15 protein-coding genes are annotated in these 20,768 nt (G+C 49.4%); 5 read left to right on the forward strand and 10 right to left on the reverse strand.

Going from position 1 to position 20,768, the window contains the following annotated elements; translation table 11 throughout:
* The first annotated feature begins 74 nt into the window (after positions 1–74).
* Both DXN05_RS20910 and DXN05_RS20915 read left to right on the forward strand, forming a co-directional pair.
* Positions 75–1,202 carry a helix-turn-helix domain-containing protein gene (locus DXN05_RS20910; RefSeq protein WP_147314019.1) on the forward strand — a complete coding sequence of 376 codons (1,128 nt, stop codon included), beginning with the start codon at positions 75–77 and terminating at the stop codon, positions 1,200–1,202.
* 70 nt (positions 1,203–1,272) lie between these two features.
* Positions 1,273–3,486 carry a M1 family metallopeptidase gene (locus DXN05_RS20915; RefSeq protein ID WP_116849245.1) on the forward strand — a complete coding sequence of 738 codons (2,214 nt, stop codon included), beginning with the start codon at positions 1,273–1,275 and terminating at the stop codon, positions 3,484–3,486.
* A 164-nt stretch (positions 3,487–3,650) separates the two neighbouring features.
* Here DXN05_RS20915 and DXN05_RS20920 read toward each other — a convergent pair whose 3' ends face one another.
* From DXN05_RS20920 to DXN05_RS20950, 7 genes are all read right to left on the reverse strand, one after another.
* Positions 3,651–5,858, reverse strand: a complete 2,208-nt coding sequence (locus DXN05_RS20920) for a B12-binding domain-containing radical SAM protein (protein WP_116849246.1) — start codon at positions 5,856–5,858, stop codon at positions 3,651–3,653.
* A gap of 364 nt (positions 5,859–6,222) precedes the next feature.
* The gene (locus tag DXN05_RS20925; RefSeq protein ID WP_116849247.1) at positions 6,223–8,751 is read right to left on the reverse strand and encodes a BamA/TamA family outer membrane protein; all 2,529 of its coding nucleotides are present in this window, start codon (positions 8,749–8,751) and stop codon (positions 6,223–6,225) included.
* Positions 8,752–9,046: 295 nt separating this feature from the next.
* On the reverse strand, positions 9,047–9,868 hold the full coding sequence (locus tag DXN05_RS20930) for an arylamine N-acetyltransferase family protein (protein ID WP_116849248.1): 822 nt from the start codon (positions 9,866–9,868) through the stop codon (positions 9,047–9,049).
* Positions 9,869–10,201: 333 nt separating this feature from the next.
* Positions 10,202–10,954, reverse strand: a complete 753-nt coding sequence (locus tag DXN05_RS20935) for a LytR/AlgR family response regulator transcription factor (RefSeq protein ID WP_116849249.1) — start codon at positions 10,952–10,954, stop codon at positions 10,202–10,204.
* A gap of 100 nt (positions 10,955–11,054) precedes the next feature.
* Positions 11,055–11,960, reverse strand: coding sequence for a histidine kinase dimerization/phospho-acceptor domain-containing protein (locus DXN05_RS20940; RefSeq protein WP_116849250.1), 906 nt, complete (start codon positions 11,958–11,960; stop codon positions 11,055–11,057).
* A 41-nt stretch (positions 11,961–12,001) separates the two neighbouring features.
* Positions 12,002–12,403: a response regulator gene (locus tag DXN05_RS20945; protein ID WP_116849251.1), complete on the reverse strand. Its 402-nt coding sequence runs from the start codon at positions 12,401–12,403 to the stop codon at positions 12,002–12,004.
* Positions 12,404–12,427: 24 nt separating this feature from the next.
* A complete protein-coding gene (locus DXN05_RS20950; RefSeq protein ID WP_116849252.1) occupies positions 12,428–13,075 on the reverse strand; it encodes a response regulator in 648 nt (215 codons plus the stop codon).
* Between the two features lie 192 nt (positions 13,076–13,267).
* Between DXN05_RS20950 and DXN05_RS20955 the strand changes: the two genes are divergently transcribed.
* Positions 13,268–13,786, forward strand: coding sequence for an ankyrin repeat domain-containing protein (locus tag DXN05_RS20955; protein ID WP_116849253.1), 519 nt, complete (start codon positions 13,268–13,270; stop codon positions 13,784–13,786).
* Between the two features lie 222 nt (positions 13,787–14,008).
* Here DXN05_RS20955 and DXN05_RS20960 read toward each other — a convergent pair whose 3' ends face one another.
* Both DXN05_RS20960 and DXN05_RS20965 read right to left on the reverse strand, forming a co-directional pair.
* Entirely contained in the window at positions 14,009–14,446 is a 438-nt protein-coding gene (locus tag DXN05_RS20960) for a carboxymuconolactone decarboxylase family protein (protein ID WP_116849254.1), read from the reverse strand.
* A 104-nt stretch (positions 14,447–14,550) separates the two neighbouring features.
* Positions 14,551–15,039 carry an asparaginase domain-containing protein gene (locus tag DXN05_RS20965; protein ID WP_116849255.1) on the reverse strand — a complete coding sequence of 163 codons (489 nt, stop codon included), beginning with the start codon at positions 15,037–15,039 and terminating at the stop codon, positions 14,551–14,553.
* Between the two features lie 233 nt (positions 15,040–15,272).
* Between DXN05_RS20965 and DXN05_RS20970 the strand changes: the two genes are divergently transcribed.
* Both DXN05_RS20970 and DXN05_RS20975 read left to right on the forward strand, forming a co-directional pair.
* Entirely contained in the window at positions 15,273–15,698 is a 426-nt protein-coding gene (locus tag DXN05_RS20970; protein ID WP_116849256.1) for a response regulator, read from the forward strand.
* Positions 15,699–15,766: 68 nt separating this feature from the next.
* Complete coding sequence (locus DXN05_RS20975) at positions 15,767–18,196, forward strand: PAS domain-containing protein (RefSeq protein WP_116849257.1); 2,430 nt, start codon at positions 15,767–15,769, stop codon at positions 18,194–18,196.
* Between the two features lie 157 nt (positions 18,197–18,353).
* Here DXN05_RS20975 and DXN05_RS20980 read toward each other — a convergent pair whose 3' ends face one another.
* Complete coding sequence (locus tag DXN05_RS20980) at positions 18,354–20,702, reverse strand: glycoside hydrolase family 3 N-terminal domain-containing protein (protein WP_245975266.1); 2,349 nt, start codon at positions 20,700–20,702, stop codon at positions 18,354–18,356.
* Positions 20,703–20,768: the final 66 nt, after the last annotated feature.

Consider the following 20,768-nt stretch of genomic DNA (forward strand, 5'->3'; position numbering starts at 1 on the left):
ACTTTGAAACTATTGAACGCCGGAACTGTATTGAACCCGGATTTAGTTATCTTACAGCAGCAACCGGAACACTTATGTCGCTTAGCCTGTTTTCGCTGATTGTTTTACTTGGTGCCATACAGGCACTGCTGCTGGGTATCACACTGCTGTTCAGCAGGGCGCACAGCCGCTTACAGCAATACGCCCTGGCGTTTTTTATGCTCATTCTCGCCTATAATGGTTTTGAAACATTGAACTGGAGCACCAATACCAACAGCATCGCATTCCAGTTCTTTACGTTTGTGCCCATCTTTGGCCTGGGCCCCTGCGTATATCTCTACATTTACAGTTTTATATACCCTCAAAAGCCTGCCCGCATTAAATGGTACTTTCTGCCGGTATGGATCATGCTGGCATTGCGGGTATTGCTTTGGACAGATGTATGGCTTTTTCTGCACGGGCATGGTCTGCGCATGCATCCCATGGCACTGGATACCTGGTATGGCGCTTTCGCAGAACCGCTGAGCGTAGTGTATTTCTGGATATTCATGGTACGCACGCTGTTATTATTCAGGCGGTTCACTCCTGCCAATACTCATTTGCCTGCAACTGAATTTACCATGGCCCGCCGGTGGCTCACCGCTTTTGTGTGGAATATGGCAGTGCTGGGTGTAATGTGGTTAGGTACGATAGTAATGCCGCGGTTTTGGCCGGCAGTCTACTACTGGCAATACTACCCGATAGAAATATACCTCGCCTTTTTTATCTACTGGATTGCATTTGCCGGGTACCAGCAAATTAAAATTGTATACATCGTACAGCAAAAAGCGGCGGCAACTACCTTTATTGATAGTATTCCCGAAGCCGACATTCAACGTTGCATGACGGCCCTGGAATATGCGATGGAACAGGACAAGCTGTACCTCGATCCGGATCTCACCCTGCAAAGCCTGGCACAAAAAATCCAGTTCAATCCTAAAATCATCTCCGCCGTGTTAAACCAGCGCATGCAAAAGGGCTTCAACGAATTTGTCAACAGCTGCCGCACCGGTGAAGCGCAAAAACGATTGCTCGATCCCGCCAACAAACACCTCAGCATTTCGGGTATTGCCTTTGATTGCGGCTTTAATTCACAGGCTACTTTCCAGCGTGCATTTAAGCTGCACACCGGGTGTACCCCCAAGGAATTCGTCCAAAACCACCTGCAAAAACAGGAAAATTAGTATGCAAATCCGGATTTGCATAGGTTAGCAACCACCGCCGCACGTACTTCACCGGGCAAAACAACACCATATGCCAAAGTACCTGTTCCCCGTTTTTTTCCTGTTTTTCTGCACCATTACCGCCTTTACCCAGCCGAACGAATACCTGGGCACCTACGCCTCAAAAAGCGCAGGCCATACTATCAGGGTTGGCCTGTTTAACACCCGGCTGCGCTGTGCGGTTGATGGCAGCCGTGCACATTTCCTGGCGCCGGTTACAACAGACCGGTTTGCTATCGCCGATTCAACCACCGGCGCAGCGTTGCAATTTGTACGCGCAGCTGACGGCAGTATCCGCGGCTTGCAGACCAGCGCAGATACAACACTTTGGATTAAACAAACCGGTTTAACCGATGATGCTTCATTGATTACCCGCTATGGCAACAGGGACAATGGCTTTAGCTACAGCGACACGCTCCGCGGCATGTTAACTCCCCTGCGCAGCTGTTATGATGTTACCTTCTACCACCTCAATGTTCGTATTGATACGGGTGCACATACTGTTGGCGGATACGTGCTGATGCGTTATAAAGCAGTAACCACATTCAACAGGCTGCAGATTGACCTGTTCGCCAATATGACCATTGAAAAAATATTGTTTGAAGAAAAGCCGCTGACTTACACTAGAGCATACGATGCCGTGTATGTACAGTTTCCGCAGAACGTAAACCACGGCGATACGGGCAGTATTACCGTGTTTTACCACGGCAAACCACAAGTGCCGGATTCCAGTATTCCCATGACCGGCGGTATTTTCTGGAAACATGATGAAAATGGCCTGCTGTGGATGGAAACCGTTTGCCAGGGATCAGGCGCCAGCTTATGGTGGCCCAATAAAGATCACCTCAGCGATGAGCCGGACAGCATGCATATTTCCGTAACCCTGCCGGCAGGACTGCCCGAAGTATCCAATGGCCGGTTGTTATCCAAGCAAACGGTAGCAGGTAACCAGGTACAGTACAACTGGGCAGTAAGTTACCCTATCAATAATTATAATGTGGTGGTGAACATCGGTGACTATGTTGGCTGGACAGATACCCTGCAACACAGCGACGGCACTGTTCTTCCCCTGCAGTTTTACTGCCTGCGGCAGCACCGTAAAAATGCGGAGCAGCTGTTTGGCTATGTAAAACCCATGCTGCGCTTTTATGAAAAAGCATTCGGTCCTTACCCTTTTGCGCGCGATGGCTTTACATTAATGGAATCGGTATACCCCATGGAACACCAGGGCGCTGTTAGTGTTGGCGCATTAGAGACAAAACATTTTAATCCACACGAGCATATTGAAGCCATGTGGCACGAAACTGCACATGAATGGTGGGGCAACAATATCAGTGTGAAAGATTTTGCAGATTTCTGGGTGCACGAAGGCTTTGCAGATTTCGCGGCCGTGCTGATGAGCGCTCAGCATTACAGCCCAACCTTTACCGCCATTTACTACCGGCAGCAAAAATTTGGCCGCAAGGAACCGGTTACGGGTGTGCGTGATGTAAACCATTTCTTCTACGACCTTGATCATATTTACACAAGAGGAAATTTAATGCTGAATACCCTGCGTCATGTGATCAACAACGACAGTAGCTGGTTTAACCTTATGCGTGGACTGCAAACACAGTTCCGGTATCAAACCGTAACTGCGGATGACATTATCCGGTACATTAACAACGCCACACATACCGATTACACGTATTTCTTTAACGAATACCTGCTGCATACCGATTTACCCGAGCTGCAGGTGCAGGTAACCGCTCAGCCAAACGGCATCACGCTTCATTATCGCTGGCAGGCAGAAGAGCCTTCGTTTCATATGCCGGTGCAGGTTACGCTGGCGCCTCACCAATACGATTTTATTTATCCTGACAGCAGCTGGCAAACGCGTTTTGTACCAGGCATGCAGCCTGATGACTTCCATGTAAAAGGACAGGAGCGATTCTTTATCAATGCCCGCATAAGCGGCGTTGCAGCACCGCAGCCATTGGCTGGCGATGCATTACAGCAATATGCAGGGAAGTATGTAACAGACAAACAAAAAATGTTTCAGTTCAGCACAAAGAACAACCGGTTGTTGCTGGAATCAAAAGATGGCGGTATACCGCTCAGTGAACTTGGCTACCGCAAAAAGGATGTGTTTGATTGGGATTATGCCGCTATTGAATGGGCATTTATACGTGACGCAAATGGTGCAGTGACAGGTGTTACTGCCTACACAGACACAGAAACTGCAACACTTAAGAAGTTGCCTTAACAGCTACTCGTTCCATGCGCTGCGCGCGTTCCAAAGGTTTAAAAGTTTCATGCACTTCGTGCGTTTAAAAAGTTCCAGTGTTCAATTTGGCATGCTGGAACTATTGAACTTTGAAACTATTGAACAGTGGAACAATTGAACTGTTATTGAACCCGGTTTTTATTTTATAAACGCAGCAGGCCGAATTTCACCAGCGAATTCACCGGTTTATTGTCCCAGAACAATTCAAAATCTTCCAGGCCTGCGGCTTCGTAGTTTTCTTTTACCTCCTGCCAGGTGTAGGTTTTAAGATTGGATGCTGCGAGCTTCTGCAACATATCACACAACCAGATGCCCTGCGGCTGGTTTACGCTGATGTTTACCGATTTGGTTCTGCCCTGGAAAGTGAGTGAAGTCATTTCCCAGTGATTGCCTTTTTTCGATTTGGTATAATGTTCTACCTGCGGCTGATTGCCCAGCCATACCATTTTGGTAGCAGGTTTGGCTTGCGCATATTCTTCTTCGGAGAGCGCTTTTACAATAAAGTCAGGCGGTACGCTTGTTTTGGGCACTTTAAAGTCAAACCATTTCTGTAATGGAAAATCAAAACAGGCATTGTGCATGTAGTTCAGCAATGACTTCTTTAAGCCATAGCCAAAGCTGGCATGGTCTGCGCCTGTTGGGTCGCTGTGTTCCAGGTCGTTGTTTGCAAACGGGCCATCGGTAGGCGTTTCACGCACTACGTCAAACCTTTCCGGTTCCAGTCCTACAGGGCTGTGCGCCGTCATGGTAAACTGGTGCCAGTAAGCTGATTGCAGGATGCCTGCTTCAAACATCTGGCGCACCATTTCCAGCGAGTCGATGGTTTCCTGGGCAGTTTGTGTAGGGAAACCGTACATAAGGTAAGCATGCACCATAATACCAGCTTCGGTAAAATGGCGGTTAACCCGTGCTACCTGCGCAACAGTGATCCCTTTTTTTATCAATCCCAGCAAGCGGTCTGACGCTACTTCCAGTCCGCCGGAGACAGCGATACAGCCGGATGCTTTTAACAGCAGGCATAAATCGCGTGTAAAGCTTTTTTCAAAACGGATATTCGTCCACCAGGTCACGGTGAGTTTGCGGCGTATAATTTCAAGTGCCAGTGCACGCATCAGCGCAGGTGGTGCAGCTTCATCTACAAAGTGAAAACCATTCTGACCAGTTTGCGCAATAATGGTTTCCATCCTGTCGCAGAGCAGCTGCGCTGCAATCGGCTCGTACAGGCGGATATAATCGAGCGAAATATCACAGAAAGTACATTTACCCCAGTAACAACCATGCGCCATGGTAAGCTTGTTCCAGCGGCCATCACTCCACAGGCTGTGCATAGGGTTCACCACTTCAATGGCTGATATATATTTGTCCAGCAAAAAATCACCATAATCAGGTGTGCCTACCTGGCCTTGTTTGTAATCGCTGCAGGCTGCGTTATTGATATAGGTAACCCTGCCATCAACCAGGGCAAACGTGCGTTTCAGCTCATCCTGCGTTTTAGTACCCATAAGGTATTGCAGCAGGTTTTCAATGGGTGCTTCCCCATCATCAAGTGTGATAAAATCAAAACAGGCAAACACGCGCTCATCTTTCAGTGAACGGAGTTCGGTGTTGGCAAAACCGCCACCCATGGCCACTTTCACACCGGGATACTGTTGTTTTATCCATTGCCCGCAACGCAGGGCTGCATACAGGTTACCGGGAAAGGGCACAGAAATGGCCACCATCATGGGTTGTACGCTGCTCATGTGATTGGCGAGCAATTGCAGCATGATTTCATCAATATAAGTGTAAGGCTGCTGCAGGGCCTGGTGCAGCTCATCAAAGCTGTTGGCACTGCGTGCAAGCTTTTCTGCGTAACGGCTAAAGCCAAAGTGTTTGTCCACGCATTCGGTCATCAAATCACTCAGGTCTTCCAGGTACATGGTAGCCAGGTGCTTGGCCCTGTCTTGCATACCCATTGAGCCAAAAGCCCAGTTTAAATCATCGAGCTGCGCAAAGCGGGATGCTTCGGGTAAATAATCACGTTTGGCAATAAGGTGTGCCAGTGTGGGATTTTTGCCCTGCAGAAAAAGTATCACACCATCAATGGTATGAATGTAATCATCCTGCAAGGCGAGCATGCGTTTGGCGTTGTCTGAATACCCGCCCTCAGGCGCTTCCTTACCGTTGATACCGGCAAACAGCTGCGCCAGTCCCTGTTTCGAGAACAAAGACAAGGTCACTTCAATGCCAAGGTCGCTCTGGAAGGAAGTAATGTTTTTGGTATTCAGAAAGCCTTTTAAGTAAGCTGTAGCCGGGTAAGGGGTATTCAGCTGGGTAAAAGGCGGTGTGATTAATAATACGGACGCACTCAACGCAAATTCATTTAAAGGGCAAAAGTAGTCATTTTCGGAGAGCCGGGAGCAACGTGCGCCGGCATACGTTAGCCGATCTTGTTTAGTTAAGCGTGGCAGACATTTTTTACTGCTCCGAAGGAGTCCTATAGACAAAGAAACACAGAGGGAAAACCCGCAAAGGTCACAAAGAGCTGTTAACTAAACGACATTGAGACATCAGTCGTGCGTATTTGGAGAACATCGGGAATCGGCCGTTTAGACAATCTTAGCGCATTTATCGTGCAAAGAAAAGCGGCATACACTCCATTGTGCATGCCGCCAAACCGGGGTTACGCCAAGGAAAACGTTAAACATTAAACCAGAAACGTTCAACCTGTAGCGCCTAAAACCGCATTCCCAATGTAAAATAAGGGTACCATCCTTCGTCTGAATGACCTGCCACGAGTTTCACCATGGCCATTTGCAGGGGCGAGAAGTACACACCGCCGCCCAGGCCGTTGTGCCATTTATCGGAATGATCTTCTTTTTCCCATACGCGGCCAACATCATAAAAGCCGGTTAAACCAAATTCACCCGGCAATATATAACTGCCTACATTCGCCAGTTTCCAGCGCAGCTCCAGGTTGTTGTATATGTTGTGCTGACCGGCAAAACGATACTGGCGGTAGCCCAGCAAATTGCCTTGTCCGCCCAGGAACAGGGACTGGTAAAAAGCAGCATTGCCTACGGTTACGCCACCGCCGGTGCGGTTGGCCAGTACCAGCGATTGTGTGCCGAGCGGCACATAAAAAGAGAAATCTGCCGTAGCCTGGCCATATGCTTTTGAAGCATCGTTGGCGCCGCCATAACCGGCAGCGGCTATATGCAATAAGGTACCGCTTTTAGCCAGCAACACGCTGTTGCGTTTATCGCGCTCAAACGCTACGATACCGCCTACATGCCACCTGTCTGCCCCAACAGTTGAACTGTCGTAGGAATGAATTAAACCAGGTACATATACCGAACGGTACTTGTTCTCGTCGGTATTCATGTGATAGTACTGTACCGCAGGGCCGGCACTGATGGAAGTTCCCTTGCCCAGGCGCCAGCGCAGTGCAGGTGCAAAGGCATAGGTATTAAACCTGGCGCGGTAAAACGTTCTGTAACCACTGAACTTGACAAAATCTGTCTCATTACCCTGGCCAAAAAAGTTGATGGTATTGTTGGGCGCTTTTATTACAGCCTGCAGCACGATATCTGCTTTACCAATGGCCTGCATCCATTCACCGCGGTAGTTTACGCTGTAGGCTCTTGTTGAAAAAGAGTGCGACACCAGCAGTTGCTGCAAGCCGGAATAAGGTGTTTTCCGGAAGCCGTCTTTCTGTATATGCCTGAAACCAAGGCCCAGCAAAAAGCCATCATCGGCATTGATACCTGCCAGTGCAAGCGGCATGGTAAAGTTATACAGATCTGTGTGGCGAAAGCTGGTATCACCATGCAGGTGCTTGTGCAGTTCGTTGGGTTTGCCGTAAAAAAAGGCATCCTGCCTGGTATCGTATAAGCTGGTGCGACCGTCCAGTGCAGCGACATTGTATTTCTTTTCACCCGGGCCACCCACAACGCGCAGTTTAATGGCATTGGTGCTGCGGTTGAAATATACACTGTCGTCGCCACCGCTTAAAAACAGGCGCACTTCCTGTGTTACAGCCGGGTCGAATGCGCGGGAGAACAACTGCTCTTTCTGCTGGTCTTTTGCATTTAAACGGTAAATGGTTACCTGCATGCCTTTGCTGCCTGCATCAGTAACGGCCACCATTTCGTTTTTATCTGACAGGCGGATGTCTACAATTCTGTTTAAAAAACGATAATAGCTTTGCATGGCAGCAGTCAAATTTTCCCTTCTTGCTTTCATGTCGCGTGCAAACTGGTCGTGGCGCAGGTTATACGCGCTGGCAGGCAACCTGCGCAGGGCAGCTTCTATCAGCGAATCGGTCATGGCAGCCTGAAACTCGTGCGTGATGCGCATAAAGTCTGCTTCTGTAAACTGGCACAGGAACTGGCCGTTCATGTTGCGGCTTTCCCACATAAAGCCGGCAGGATTTTTTATCTGCGGACCATAGCCCTGTAAAAAGGGCAACAGCCATTTCGCATCTGCAATGCCGGGCACTACGCCGCTGTTAATGTAAAACACCTGGTCACGGTCGCGCGGCACAGCGATATACTTTTTACCATCCGGTGTTTTCTTTGCCACCCAGCGCCACTGGTCTTCATGCCTGTCCCAGTCGCCGATAAACAAATCGAGCAGGCGTGCGCGTAAAAACAGGGAGCTGTCGAACCCGATCGTATTATCGGCCTGCAGCTTTGCATACATTTTGTCTGTATCGTCTGAATTGCCATCAGGCTCTCTTTCTTCCAGCAAACACAAAGTACCTTCAAACGTGGGGGCATATTCGCCCAGTACAGGATCGGCAGCCACATACCCGATCATCGGGTTGCTGTGCGGTACGCCTGCTGCTGCTGCCAGCGGCGGTACTACCAATGCAGCAAAAGGATGCTGCGAAGACATATTATCGGTAAGCAGGTCTTTGGCAAAGGTTTGACGCAATACCTCGGGCAATAATACCTCCGGGTATTTGTCTACACTGCGCAGTACCCATTCCTTTCCATTTTTATCAACCAGGCGCAGCGAACGTGACTGGTGCCCGCCACCCTGTTTTACTACGGTTAAGCCACCTTTGATTGTAGAAAGATGTATAACAGGTACGGTGGTGAGTGCTGCATATTCTTTACGGTAATTCTCGCCGAAGAAGTGCCGGTGTGCCCTGCTTACACTGTCATACCTCGGGTGCGCCCTTACGGTTATACTATCCTGTGCGTACAGCAATTTACCGGCGGTGGCGAAAACAAAAAGCAGGATTAGCCTGGTCTTCATACTTAAGTGTTTGGTTGGTTGAGTGCGCTAAAATAAATAAATGCCGGTCAACGCAATGTTATCTACTGCGATGAACGGCTACCAGTACAAAATAGATGATTGTTTATCTACCTCAAAACTATTCACAAGCAGCACAGTAAGCAATTGACAAAACAGTGAACTTGTTGTACATATCATCCGCATTGACCCGGTAATGCATGCCTGCCGCCTTTACCAAGCATATAGTTCATTGGTTGTTTGGTAAACAAAAGCTACTTCGTTTTGAAGTGGCTTTTGCTTTTATATCCTTCCGCAGTTATACGGCCTGCCGCACATTGGCCAGCCCGCCGGGATGCGTCATTTCATCTACCGGGAAATGGATGTTGAAGTACCGCTGCAGGGCAACACGTTTGCTGATTTCACTATGCAATAGCTGTACTTCTTTTTCTTTATTGTTTGTAATGATAAGGCGGTTACCTACCAGGCTTACGCGGCCACTTTGCGTGGGAATACTACAAATAGCAGTACGCCTGAATTTAGATTCGCCGGAGGTTTGCTTCCAGCGGTTCATTTCTTCGAAATGCGTGATGCTGCGGGGAGTGGTGGTAAAAATATAATCGGTTACAAAACACAGTTTGATACTGTTCCATTTACCGGTCTGCCAGTAGGTGGCGCCATCTGCTACTACGCCGTGCTGTATGCGGTATTCGTTGTGGCCATCGTTTTGTATGTGGCCGTGCGTTATGAGCAGGGGTTGCAGGGCAAAATCACCATAGCCTACATCTACCAGCCATTGCTGCCGGTCAATTTCAACAAGCAGGGCCATGTGTTCAAATTCGCGGCCGAATTTATTGCCCGAGGCAAGGCGGCCCGAAATGCGGTGCACGGCAAAACCGAGTTTCTGCAACAGGCGGGCGAACAGTTCGTTTACCTCGTAGCAGTACCCACCCCGCCGGTGTTCAACAATTTTACAGAAAAGATGCTGTTCGTTTAAAATTACCGGTATACCATAGTATACATCCAGTGCTTCAAAAGGTATATGAAAAACGTGGTGCTGGTGCAATTTTGTTAAGGTAGCTATATCCGGTTTAATCTCTCCCCTGAAATTGATCCTGTCTAAATAACGCGCTACATCCATAATCCTTAATAAATATCAATTGTACGTTCCTGAATATTATGCCATTACGAAGCCCCAGGGCCGCCGGTTGATGGTTGCTAACCGCCGATGCCACGGGCGCTTGCAGGTGTTTTGGTAAGGCAAAAATAAAAAAAAGACAGTTTGTCCCCAAATGCATCGGGAATCGACAGTCGACAGTGAGGCAGAAAGCCATCGAGAATCGACAGTCGACAGTCGAGACTATCAGTCCAAAGGACATTGAGCCATTTAACCATCAAACAATCGAACCATCCAAAAAAGAAAGCCCGCAACCGGACAGGGGTTGCAGGCCTGCAAGAAAAACCGGGGTTATAGCTAGAAAGCGATAATTCCCTTCAGCTCAGCAAAAAACTGTTCTTTTTTCCTGGTTGAGATGGGTATACAGGCACCATTGGCCATTACTACTGCAGGTGCAATACCTTTTATAATTTTCATGATGTGGCGCAGGTTAACGAGGTGCGATTTGTGGATGCGGTAAAAACCTTTTTCCGTCAGCAACTCTTCAAACTCTTTCAGCGAACGGGATGTGACGTACGATTCGTTTTTCATGAGCCGCAGTTTGCTGTAGCTGTCCAGCGCCTCTACGTATACGATATCTTCTACGTTTACCACATCGTACCCATCTGTTACATGCACTACTATTTTAGAGAAGGCGTTCTGGGTTTGCATCAGGTTCCTGAACATCTTGGTCAGACCGCCAAATTCTTCTTTCTCCTGCAGCTTTTGAATGGCCTTTACAATATCGCCGGCATTTACCGGTTTCAGGATATAATCCATCGCTGCCATTTTAATGGCGTTGAGTGCATACTCCTGGTGAGCGGTAACAAAAATCACTTCGAATTTGGGATTGGGGATGGTGGCGAGCAATTCAAACGAGCTGCCTTCTGGCAGTTCTATATCCACAAACAGCACATCCACTTCTTTAGCGGTAAGAAATTCGCGGGCTTCTTCGAGATTATCGGCAGTAAAAACGATGCTGACGTTTTCGCACTGTGTTTCCAGGATATTGCGGATAATGGCAATGTTATGTATCTCATCATCAACAATAGCGGCTTTGATCTTTCTCATACTTTAAGGCTTTGGGATTTGCGGATTGGGTATGCTGTAAAAGTAATATCCCCGCAGTTGCCCGCCTCACCCCTATTACCCCGGTTTAACACCCCCAATTTTAGGGGGTACCTGCTTCGTGCCGCTGTTTGATGGTATCGGTAAGTGCGCCGTTCATTTGCTGGCAGCATTCGAGAATAGACTGCAGGTTACCGCTCAGTTCATCATCGCCGGTAGCGGAATATTTAAGCATGTATTCGGTAAGCAGCTGTATGCTGGCTACAGGATTGCGCAGGTCGTGCACGGTTTTGCGGATGAGCTGGTTATTCTGCAGCAGTTTGAACTGTATATCTACATATTCTTCGCGCATTAACCGGGCGGCTATTACCTGGCGGGTAATGGCAAGGTGCACCCTGCTGCCCAGCAGGTAGGCAGCACCCATTAGCACCGAACTGCCAGCCAGCCAGGGAACAAGCCAGCTTTGCATGCCTGCCTGCCGCAATACCAGTACCGACAGGGCCTGCAGCAACAGCGCCAGCAGCAGGTGCACCAGCGGTTTTACCACCTGGAAAAAAGGCAGGGTAATAAGGGTAAATATATACCAGCAGGCAAACAGCCACATACCCGTGATGTCTGTGGCAAGCGTGGCAATCAACAGGTCGGCAGCCAGCAGCACGGCTACATAGCCATAAATAAAGAAGCGCCGGGTACGTTTGTTTTTCTGCTCCGGCGTATCGTCGCTGCCCAGCAGGAATTTCAGCAGCAGCCACCCTGTGGTAAACAACAATAGCAGCGCATACAGCAGGTACAGGTACCATTGCTGTACCTGCGAAGCCATTGCCTGCGGCTGAAAATGCACAAACAATACGCTGATAACCGCCAGTACAAAACCGGCGATGGTGCAGGTAATGGCCAGGTCGCGGTTGTTGAGCAGCAATTCTTCGCCCAGCGCATCGCCGGGTGTAGGTATGCCTTCTGAAGCTGCGGACAGGGCCGCGGGGGCAGCAGGGGTACTGTGGTTGTTCAAAGCAGTTCGGTTAAATGGTGAATACAATCGGGAAAGTGGTTTTACATATACATGGAGATCATATTGAACAATTCATCCGGTTCAAAAGGTTTTACCAGGCAGGCATTCATGCCTGCGGCAAGCGCCTCGGCCTGCGTTTCCCAGGCATTATCGGCCGTAAGTGCCACAATGGGCACATGCGCCTTACCCGGCAACCGGCGTATGGCAGAGCAGGCCTCCAGTCCGCTCATGCCGGGCATCTGCAGATCCATAAACACCAGTGCATACGCATGATCGCGCACTTTTTCAACTGCTTCCTTACCGCTCAGCGCATAGTCCATTTGCACACCCCATTGCTGCAGAAACTTGCCTGCCACACGAATGTTCAGGTAACTGTCGTCTGCCACAAGGATGGAGACACCCCTGAGTAAAGGATTGTTGGCATGCACGTTACTGGTAATCATTGCAATTGCTTGGTTTATCCGGGTCTATTTCAGTGTAGGATTGTACAGCCCCTTCTGCATGGCGAATACAATGAGATCGGCTGTACGGTTTACCTTGAATTTTTTCATGATGTTTTTATGGTAACTCTGTACCGTGTGTACACTCAGGTTAAGCTTAAAAGCCGCTTCTTTTACGGTATTGCCCGAGCACATCAGCTCCAGCACATCTTTTTCACGGGGTGATAAATGCAATACCACCTGCTCTTCGGTAAATACATTGCTGATAAGACTGTTTTTGAGCTTGGCTGCAATGTATTGTTCCCCGCTGTGCACGGCATGTATGGCTTCGGTAAGTTCTTCGATAGATGTGTCTTTCGACAGGTAACCGATGGCGCCGGCGCGTATGGCCTGTTTAATGGTTTGCACATCGGTAATGGAGCTAAGCACAATAAACTTCGGCAGCGGTGCTTTGCCAGCCCCGCGGTTAACCGCTTCAATCAGTTCTATGCCGGTGATACCGGGCATCAGCAGGTCGGTAATAATAATATCGGGGTTCCAGAAGCTGTCTTTGTTTTTTACGTATACGGCTGCGCTGATAAAGGTTCTCACCTCTTCTATCGCCGGGTCGAGGGAGAGCACATTCCTGACAGAATCGGTTAACATTCTGTGATCATCAATCAGCGCAATCTTCATATAAAAGGATAAATAGTCAATAAAATAAGGAGTTGCGCTCCCGTACCGGCTGTATCCCCCCTAAAATTGGGGGGTATATCCCGCGAAGATTGGGGAGAAAAAAGAAGCAGCGCAGGTTGCAATTTTACGTCGTCAAACAACAACAAGGCTGGTTCTTCCGAAAACACTATAACAACATAAAAAACATTTACAATGAAAAAGCTCTTCATCCTCTTTGTTTCAGTTACCGCTATCAAAGCTGCATCTGCCCAGAGTGTTCTGCTCGAATCTGCAGAAGACAGCAATACCAGCAACCTGCGTTACGAACTGAGCACTGGTTTGAATGCGAACACCATTACCAGCAACGGCAACTCCCTGTTGGCAGCTGCTGCACTGAAAAACGACACTGCTACCGTAAAAATGCTGTTACAGTACCGCGCCAACCCCGACGCACAGGATGCAGCAGGCAATACAGCCATGATGCTCGCCAGCCTGAAAGGCAATACTGCTGCGGTTAAAATGCTGCTGGCTGCCGGTGCCGATACCGACAAAACCAACTGCATGCACGCAACAGCCCTGATTTTCGCTGCTACGTTCGGCCACAACGATATTGTTGCCCTGCTGGTTCAATACAACGCCAACCGCAATACAAAAGACAACCTGGGTTATACCGCGATGGATTATGCACGCGGCCAGGAATACACCAGCATTGTGTCTATGCTGACTAAATAAAACGGGTTAAAACCAACTACTTAATAAAAAGGCACCTGCTGCGGCAGGCGCCTTTTTTTGCTTTTTAAACCTAAAAACCTGCCACAGCCATCATAAAAGTATTGGCTGTTAGGCATTTCGACAATGTTCATTCCATTCATTTCGGGTTCTTCGCCGGATGGTTTAATTGTTCGATGGTTTAACGTTTGACGTTTAAAGTTGAATGGTTCGGTGCGCTTTGCATTAAACAGGAATACGCCCGCTGGCAATGCCAACGCGATTCCAGGAATTGATCACTGTTATAGCCATTACCAGTTGCGCAGTAAGGGTGTCACCAAATGTGCAGATAGCCTGCTGCCAGGTTGCATCACTTAATCCGCTGTGGTGAATAAGCGTGATTTCCTCGGTCATGCTGAGGATGATGCGTTCTGCGTGTGTAAAATGCGGCGCTTCGCGCCAGGCAGGGAGTAGGACAATGCGTTCGGGTGTTTCGCCGAGTTGCAATGCGTGTTGAATATGCTTGTCTGTACAAAATGCACATCCGTTGAGCTGGGAGGCCCGTATTTTAATCAGCTCCCGGTGCAGCAGCGGTATTGCTGTGCCGGCTACGTAATTATCCAGTTGTAACATGGCTGCAAAAGCTGCAGGCTGTGTGCGTGCCAAAAGAAAACGTTCCTGCATGGTTTACTTTGAAATGATAATGCAATGTTTATGCATTTCAAAGCTATGCATACGGTGAACTCGGGTAGTCCAATTACTGTTCTGCAGATAGTCCAGCAGTAAAACTAGGAGCGTGTTTCAAACTTACCGGTTTGCCTGTTTTTGCGCACATTGTCCCAGTTAAAATACTGGCCATTCATGGCTACGTAAACGCCATATGGCAGGGTTTGCACAAAAGCCAGGGCGCTGCCGAGGTTAAAGAACCCGTCGGAGCTGCCGAATTTATAGGGAATCATGGCGCCGGTAAGTACAATGGTTTTGTTCTTTACCTTTTCAGACAACAGCGCAGCGGTTTTGGTCATGGTATCGGTACCGTGTGTAATTACAATTTTATCTTCTGTACTGTTAGAGCATTGGTAAACGATGAGATTGCGGTCTTCATCCGTCATATGCAGGCTGTCGATCATCATCAGTGTACGTACAGATACCTCGAGCGTATTACGGCCCAGCTTCAGCATTTCGGGCAAATGGGTTTCCTTGAAAAACAGTTCACCCGTGAGTTCATTGTATTCCTTGTCGAAGGTGCCGCCTGTTACAAAAATTCTGATTGACATCTGTAGTATACTAAAGGGTAAAAGAAAAGGAACCAAAGATAACCGTTTTGCCCGGTAGCATAAACGGCGCGGTGAATTGTTTCACCATTTCCATGGTTCTGTTTAATTCGTTGAATAGAATTTACGGGTTTGGCGTGCGCAACAGAAACTATCTAACGGAGCAGCGTGGCTAAGTAAACGATTGCAGCAAACAAGCCCTTCTTTTTGAAGGAAAAAAAGCTAATTTTATTGCTATGAACAAGAACGCGGGGAAATGGATTTTTCTGGCTGATGATGACGAAGATGACTGTTTATTGTTTGGCGACGCGCTGATGGCTGTGGCCGAAAACGCGCTGCTCACGACCGTTTCAGACGGTTTTGAATTAATGCACCTGCTGCGTGAACAACAGCCTGCTGCACCGGATATTATTTTCCTTGACCTGAACATGCCCAGGAAGAACGGCTTTGAATGCCTGCATGAAATGCAGCAATTTCCGCAATTCAGGAATATACCTGTAGTGATTTACTCCACCTCTGCACAGCAGCAGGATATTGACCGCGTATACCAGCAGGGCGCCCGTTATTACCTGTGCAAACCCGATTCGTTTGAAGAACTGAAAAAAGCGATCAGCAACGTGTTATCCATTGACTGGCACCAGCACCAACAGCCACCGCTGTAGTGTATTTAATCACCGCCCGGAATACCCGGTCAACCGGCCGCTGTGTCAGCACAGCCCATGCAACTGAAATGAACAGCATTGAACTCGATTTCGCGCTTGCAAAAGCACGCCATATAGCCTTTAAAACACAACTGCGCCTGTACCTGTACAGCCTCGCCGGTACTGAAGCGCCGGATGTATCTGACCGCGCCTGCCATGTTTACAAATGGCTGCACGAACATGCGCTGCCCTCCTACGGACATATCCCTGAAATACACCAGCTGGAAAAAGCACATAGCGAACTGCATCATTTTGCAGAAAAACTGGTACACCTGCACCAGCAAGGCAATACAGCGGGCGCGCAACAGGGATTGTCGCAGCTGGAGCTACTATCTGCCCACCTGCTTGCCCTGCTCGATGTAGCAGAAACGCAACTGCGCATGGAGACTAGTGCAACACCTGCAGGCATGGAAGCAACACCCGCAGACTACAACGAACTGCTGCAGTTAAAACAGCAAATTAACCAGCTGTACGAACATATACAGTTACAAAACAGCGAATGGCTGAACACGGCAATCGCACACAACAGCCCTGACGGGCGTTTCTTCAGCATTGTAGAACAGGCACCCGCAGGTATTACCATCTTCCGCGGGAAAGACCTGGTGGTAGAAATGGCCAATGCCGCCTATCTCGAAATCATCAATAAAACGGCAGCCCAGTTTGTAGGCCGCCCCCTGTTTGAAGTACTGCCCGAAGTACGCCCCATGGTAGAACCCCTGCTGCTGGGTGTGCTGCATACGGGCATTCCCTACTATGGTTCTGAATTTGCTGCCGTGCTAAACCGCTTCGGACAACTGCAAACCTGTTATTTCAACTTTGTATACCAGCCCCTGCGGGAATTGGATGATCATATCAGCGGCGTGATTGTGGTAGCACATGAAGTAACTTCGCTTGTGCATGCCAAATATGAACTGAACCAGCGCGAGGCGCATTTCAGAAGCCTGGTAACACAGAGCCCCATTGCCATGACGATATTCAAGGGACCAGACTTTGTGATTGATATGGCCAACAATACCCTGCTGAACAATATCTGGAAAAAGACAGCGGCAGAAGTACACGGCAAAAAGCTGCTGGATGTTTTTCCTGAACTGGAAGGCCAACGATACCCGAGGTTATTACAGCAGGTGCGCGATACCGGCAAAGCCTACAGTGAAAAAGAAGCTATTGCCTGGGTGCAAAACCCGGAAGGCTTAAAGAAATACTACCTCGATTTTGAATATGCCCCACTGTTTGAAAACGACGGCAGTGTAGATGCCATTATGGTAACAGTGAGTGATATTACCGAACGCAAAGAGATTGAGCTGGCCCTGCGCGCCAGTGAAGAAAAATTCAGGCTGCTTACAGACACCATGCCGCAACTGGTTTGGACGGCAGACAGTGATGGCCAGATCAACTATTTCAGTGAAGCCATTATGGCTTATGCCGGCTTGCCGGTAAGCGAACTGCTGGGCGATCAATGGCTGGAACTGGTACATGCAGATGACCGGGAAGCGAGCGTAACCTCGTGGCGAAAAGCGGTGAGCAATGGCGCGGATTATCATACCGAACACCGCTTCCGCAAGCATACAGGCGAATACCGCTGGCATCTTACCCGCGCCAAGGCACTGAAAAATGCAGATGGCTCCGTAAGTATGTGGGTTGGCTCCAGCACAGATATACATGCACACCGGCTTTTTACCAACCGCCTGGAAGAGCAGGTGCTGGTACGCACGCAGGAACTGAAGAAATCGAACGAAGAACTGCTTAGCTCCAACAACGAACTGGCACAGTTTGCCTATGTGGCCAGTCATGACCTGCAGGAGCCATTGCGTAAAATAAAAACCTTCGTCTCCCGCATCCTCGAAACAGAACAGCAATTGTCTACCGGCGGCAAACACTACTTCGACCGTATTCATGTATCTGCTGCACGCATGCAGCAACTCATCACCGACCTGCTTGCGTTCTCCAAAACCAGCAACGACGGCACTTCCCCCGAAACGGTAGACCTTAACCTGTTGCTGCAACACGTGCTCGACAACCTGAGTGAGCCCATCCATGAAAAAGGAGCGCAGGTACATATTGGCCGGCTTCCGACATTGTTTGTTACGCGCTTCCAGTTTGAGCAACTGTTTACCAACCTGCTCTCCAATGCACTGAAGTTTGCGCGGGAAGGCATTGCGCCGGTTATCAACATAAACGCCGCTATCATCAGCGGTACCAGCATACCACACAGCGGCGCAGATACTACCGCACCATACCACCATATCAGCATAGCAGATAACGGCATCGGTTTTGAACAGGAATTCAGTGAACGCATCTTCCTGGTATTCCAGCGTCTCCACTTAAAAACAGCCTACGAAGGCACGGGCATCGGCCTGGCCATCTGCAAAAAAATTGCCGAGAACCACAACGGCATCATCACCGCAGAAGGCCGCCCCGGCGCGGGAGCCACGTTTCATTTGTATTTCCCGGTGGAATAGTGAGTGGTGAGTAGTGAGTGAAGAACAAACAGGTGAATAGTGAATAAAACAGCCGCCGTTGCCGGTGTCCCCACCGGCAACCAGCTTTCGCTGAGATCATCTCGACTGTCGATTCCCGATTCTCGACGGCTTTCTTCTCACAACTGACGATTGCCGGTTACTTCACCTCAAATTGCCCCTTCAGGCGTATGTCTTTTGAGGAAGCGCCCACCATTACCGTGAACGTGCCCGGTTCTACCACCCGTTGCAGCTGTGTGTTTAACAACTGCAGGTCTGCCGTGGTAAGCTGCCATTGCACCTGCTGCGCCTGCCCTGCTTTCAGGTGCAACCTTGCAAAACGCTTCAGTTGCTGAACAGGCGTTACCACGTTTGACACCTCATCGCGCAGGTATAACTGCGGTACTTCATCTCCATCAGTAGCCGAGGTATTTTTAACCGTGAAAGAAACGGTTACCGTGCAGTTAGCTGCTGAACCCTTCACCTGTGTTTGCAGGTTACTGTAAGCAAACGTGGAATAACTTAACCCATGCCCGAAACTGTACAAGGGCGTATCATCCATCTCCACATAACCATGGCGCGATGCGGGTTTGTAATTGTAATATACCGGCAGCTGGCCAACAGATTTGGGAACAGACACCGGCAAACGCCCTGCAGGATTATAATCACCAAACAACACATCTGCCACAGCAGCACCACCCTGCTCGCCGGGATACCAGGCATTCACAATGGCAGGCACATGCGCTGCAGGCCAGTTAATCAGCAATGGCCTGCCTTCAATCAACACCAGCACCACGGGTTTGCCCAGCGCTACAATGCGTTGCATCAATTCGTTCTGCAACCCCATTAAATCAAGCGTCGCACGGTCGAAGCCTTCGCCGCTTTCCATATCACTTACGGCGGTTTCGGCAGATTGAACCTGTGCTGCACCGGTATTGGCATACGATGTTTTAAAATCACGCGCACTGGAACCACCGAGCACCAATACCACCACTTCTGCCTGTTGGGCTGCTGCAATAGCCGCATCCATACCTGCATGCGATGTATCGCGTATAGCACAGCCTTTGGCATAGGTAACCGTTGCTGCAGGCAGTTTTTCGCGGATGCCGCGCAGTATGGTGAGCACCTTGCCTTCCGGTTGCGGTGCGGTGTAATCGCCCAGCTGGTTGTATACATTGTCTGCATCAGGACCAATCACCGCAATCTGTTTGATGGATTTGGACAGCGGCAGTAAACCGCCTTCATTCTTCAGCAACACAATGGATTCCTGCGCCACCTGTTTGGCCAGCGCCACATGCGCAGCATTATTGGCTGCACGTTGCGCAGCAGCAGTATCTGCATAGGGATGCTCAAACAGGCCCATAGCAAACTTCAGCCGCAGTACGCGCGCAACAGCTGTATCCAGCTGCGGCATGCTTACCTGTTTGGCTTTGATGGCTGCCAGCAGCGGCGTATAATAACTGTCACCGCCAAGATCTGCATCTACACCGGCTTTCAGGGCCATGGCCGCAGCTTCTTGTTTAGAGGCAGCAACATGATGCGTGAACTGCAGTCCGGGTATGGCACCCAGATCAGAAACGGTAAATCCTTTAAAGCCCCATTGTTTGCGCAACACATCCTGCAGCAGCCAGGCATTGGCCGAACAGGGCACGCCATCGATAGCGTTGTAGGAAGTCATTACCGATGCTGCACCAGCCTGTACAGCCGCCTTAAACGGCGGCAGGTAGCATTCCTGCAGTTCGCGCAAACCGGTGGTGGAAATGCCGCCATTGTGGCCGCCTTCCGGTGAGCCATAGGCAGCAAAATGTTTCAGTGTGGAAATAACCGTATGGTCTGTATTAAAACCTGTTCCCTGGAAGCCCTGTACCATCGCCGTTCCCATAGCTGTGATGAGTACCGGGTCTTCACCAAAGGTTTCTTCCATGCGCGACCAGCGCGGTTCGCGTGCAAGATCGAGCACTGGCCCATAGCCGATATGCGCGCCCTGGGCCCTTGCTTCCCGCGCAATGGCAGCCGCCATCTGCTGAATCAATGGAGCATCCCAGGTGCTTGCCTGACCAATAGATGTGGGAAATACTGTGGTACCGATGGCCATATGCCCGTGTGCACACTCTTCGCTCAGCAACAGCGGAATGCCCAGCCTGGTATGTGTAATAACGTATTGTTGTAAAGCATTGGCCGCTTTGGCTGCCAATGCAGGGGTAAGACCGGTTTCGAGTGTTTTCTTAGTCCATGGATCGGCCCTGAAAGTGGCCCATAGCATGCCGATATGCTGGTCAGCCACTGCCTTTTCAAATGCAGCGCTGGTGGTAACTGCAGTACCATTTTTAGCATACATATCCCAGCCCAGCAATGTGAGCAGCTGGCCTGCTTTTTCTTCCGCGGTCATGCGGGCAAGCAGGTCTTTCACCCTTGTTTCAACAGGAAGGGAGGCATTTTTATAAGCAGGTGGCTGGTTATGCTGCGCCTGCACCTGCAATAAAGCGGTGCTGCAAAAAAGGACAATCATGCCGCGGTATAAGCAGTGGTACATTCTCATGGCTACCCATTGGTGAGCAACAAATGTACTGGTAAA

The organism is Deminuibacter soli, assembly GCF_003412455.1.
In the GTDB taxonomy this organism is placed as follows: Bacteria; Bacteroidota; Bacteroidia; order Chitinophagales; family Chitinophagaceae; genus Deminuibacter; species Deminuibacter soli.

Coding starts and splice junctions, on each gene's coding strand:
- DXN05_RS20970 (WP_116849256.1), top strand. CDS start 15,273: ATGAACAAGAACGCGGGGAAATGGATTTTTCTGGCTGATGATGACGAA.
- DXN05_RS20955 (WP_116849253.1), top strand. CDS start 13,268: ATGAAAAAGCTCTTCATCCTCTTTGTTTCAGTTACCGCTATCAAAGCT.
- DXN05_RS20980 (WP_245975266.1), bottom strand. CDS start 20,702: ATGATTGTCCTTTTTTGCAGCACCGCTTTATTGCAGGTGCAGGCGCAG.
- DXN05_RS20975 (WP_116849257.1), top strand. CDS start 15,767: ATGAACAGCATTGAACTCGATTTCGCGCTTGCAAAAGCACGCCATATA.
- DXN05_RS20915 (WP_116849245.1), top strand. CDS start 1,273: ATGCCAAAGTACCTGTTCCCCGTTTTTTTCCTGTTTTTCTGCACCATT.
- DXN05_RS20960 (WP_116849254.1), bottom strand. CDS start 14,446: ATGCAGGAACGTTTTCTTTTGGCACGCACACAGCCTGCAGCTTTTGCA.
- DXN05_RS20965 (WP_116849255.1), bottom strand. CDS start 15,039: ATGTCAATCAGAATTTTTGTAACAGGCGGCACCTTCGACAAGGAATAC.
- DXN05_RS20935 (WP_116849249.1), bottom strand. CDS start 10,954: ATGAGAAAGATCAAAGCCGCTATTGTTGATGATGAGATACATAACATT.
- DXN05_RS20910 (WP_147314019.1), top strand. CDS start 75: ATGTCGCTTAGCCTGTTTTCGCTGATTGTTTTACTTGGTGCCATACAG.
- DXN05_RS20945 (WP_116849251.1), bottom strand. CDS start 12,403: ATGATTACCAGTAACGTGCATGCCAACAATCCTTTACTCAGGGGTGTC.
- DXN05_RS20930 (WP_116849248.1), bottom strand. CDS start 9,868: ATGGATGTAGCGCGTTATTTAGACAGGATCAATTTCAGGGGAGAGATT.
- DXN05_RS20925 (WP_116849247.1), bottom strand. CDS start 8,751: ATGAAGACCAGGCTAATCCTGCTTTTTGTTTTCGCCACCGCCGGTAAA.
- DXN05_RS20950 (WP_116849252.1), bottom strand. CDS start 13,075: ATGAAGATTGCGCTGATTGATGATCACAGAATGTTAACCGATTCTGTC.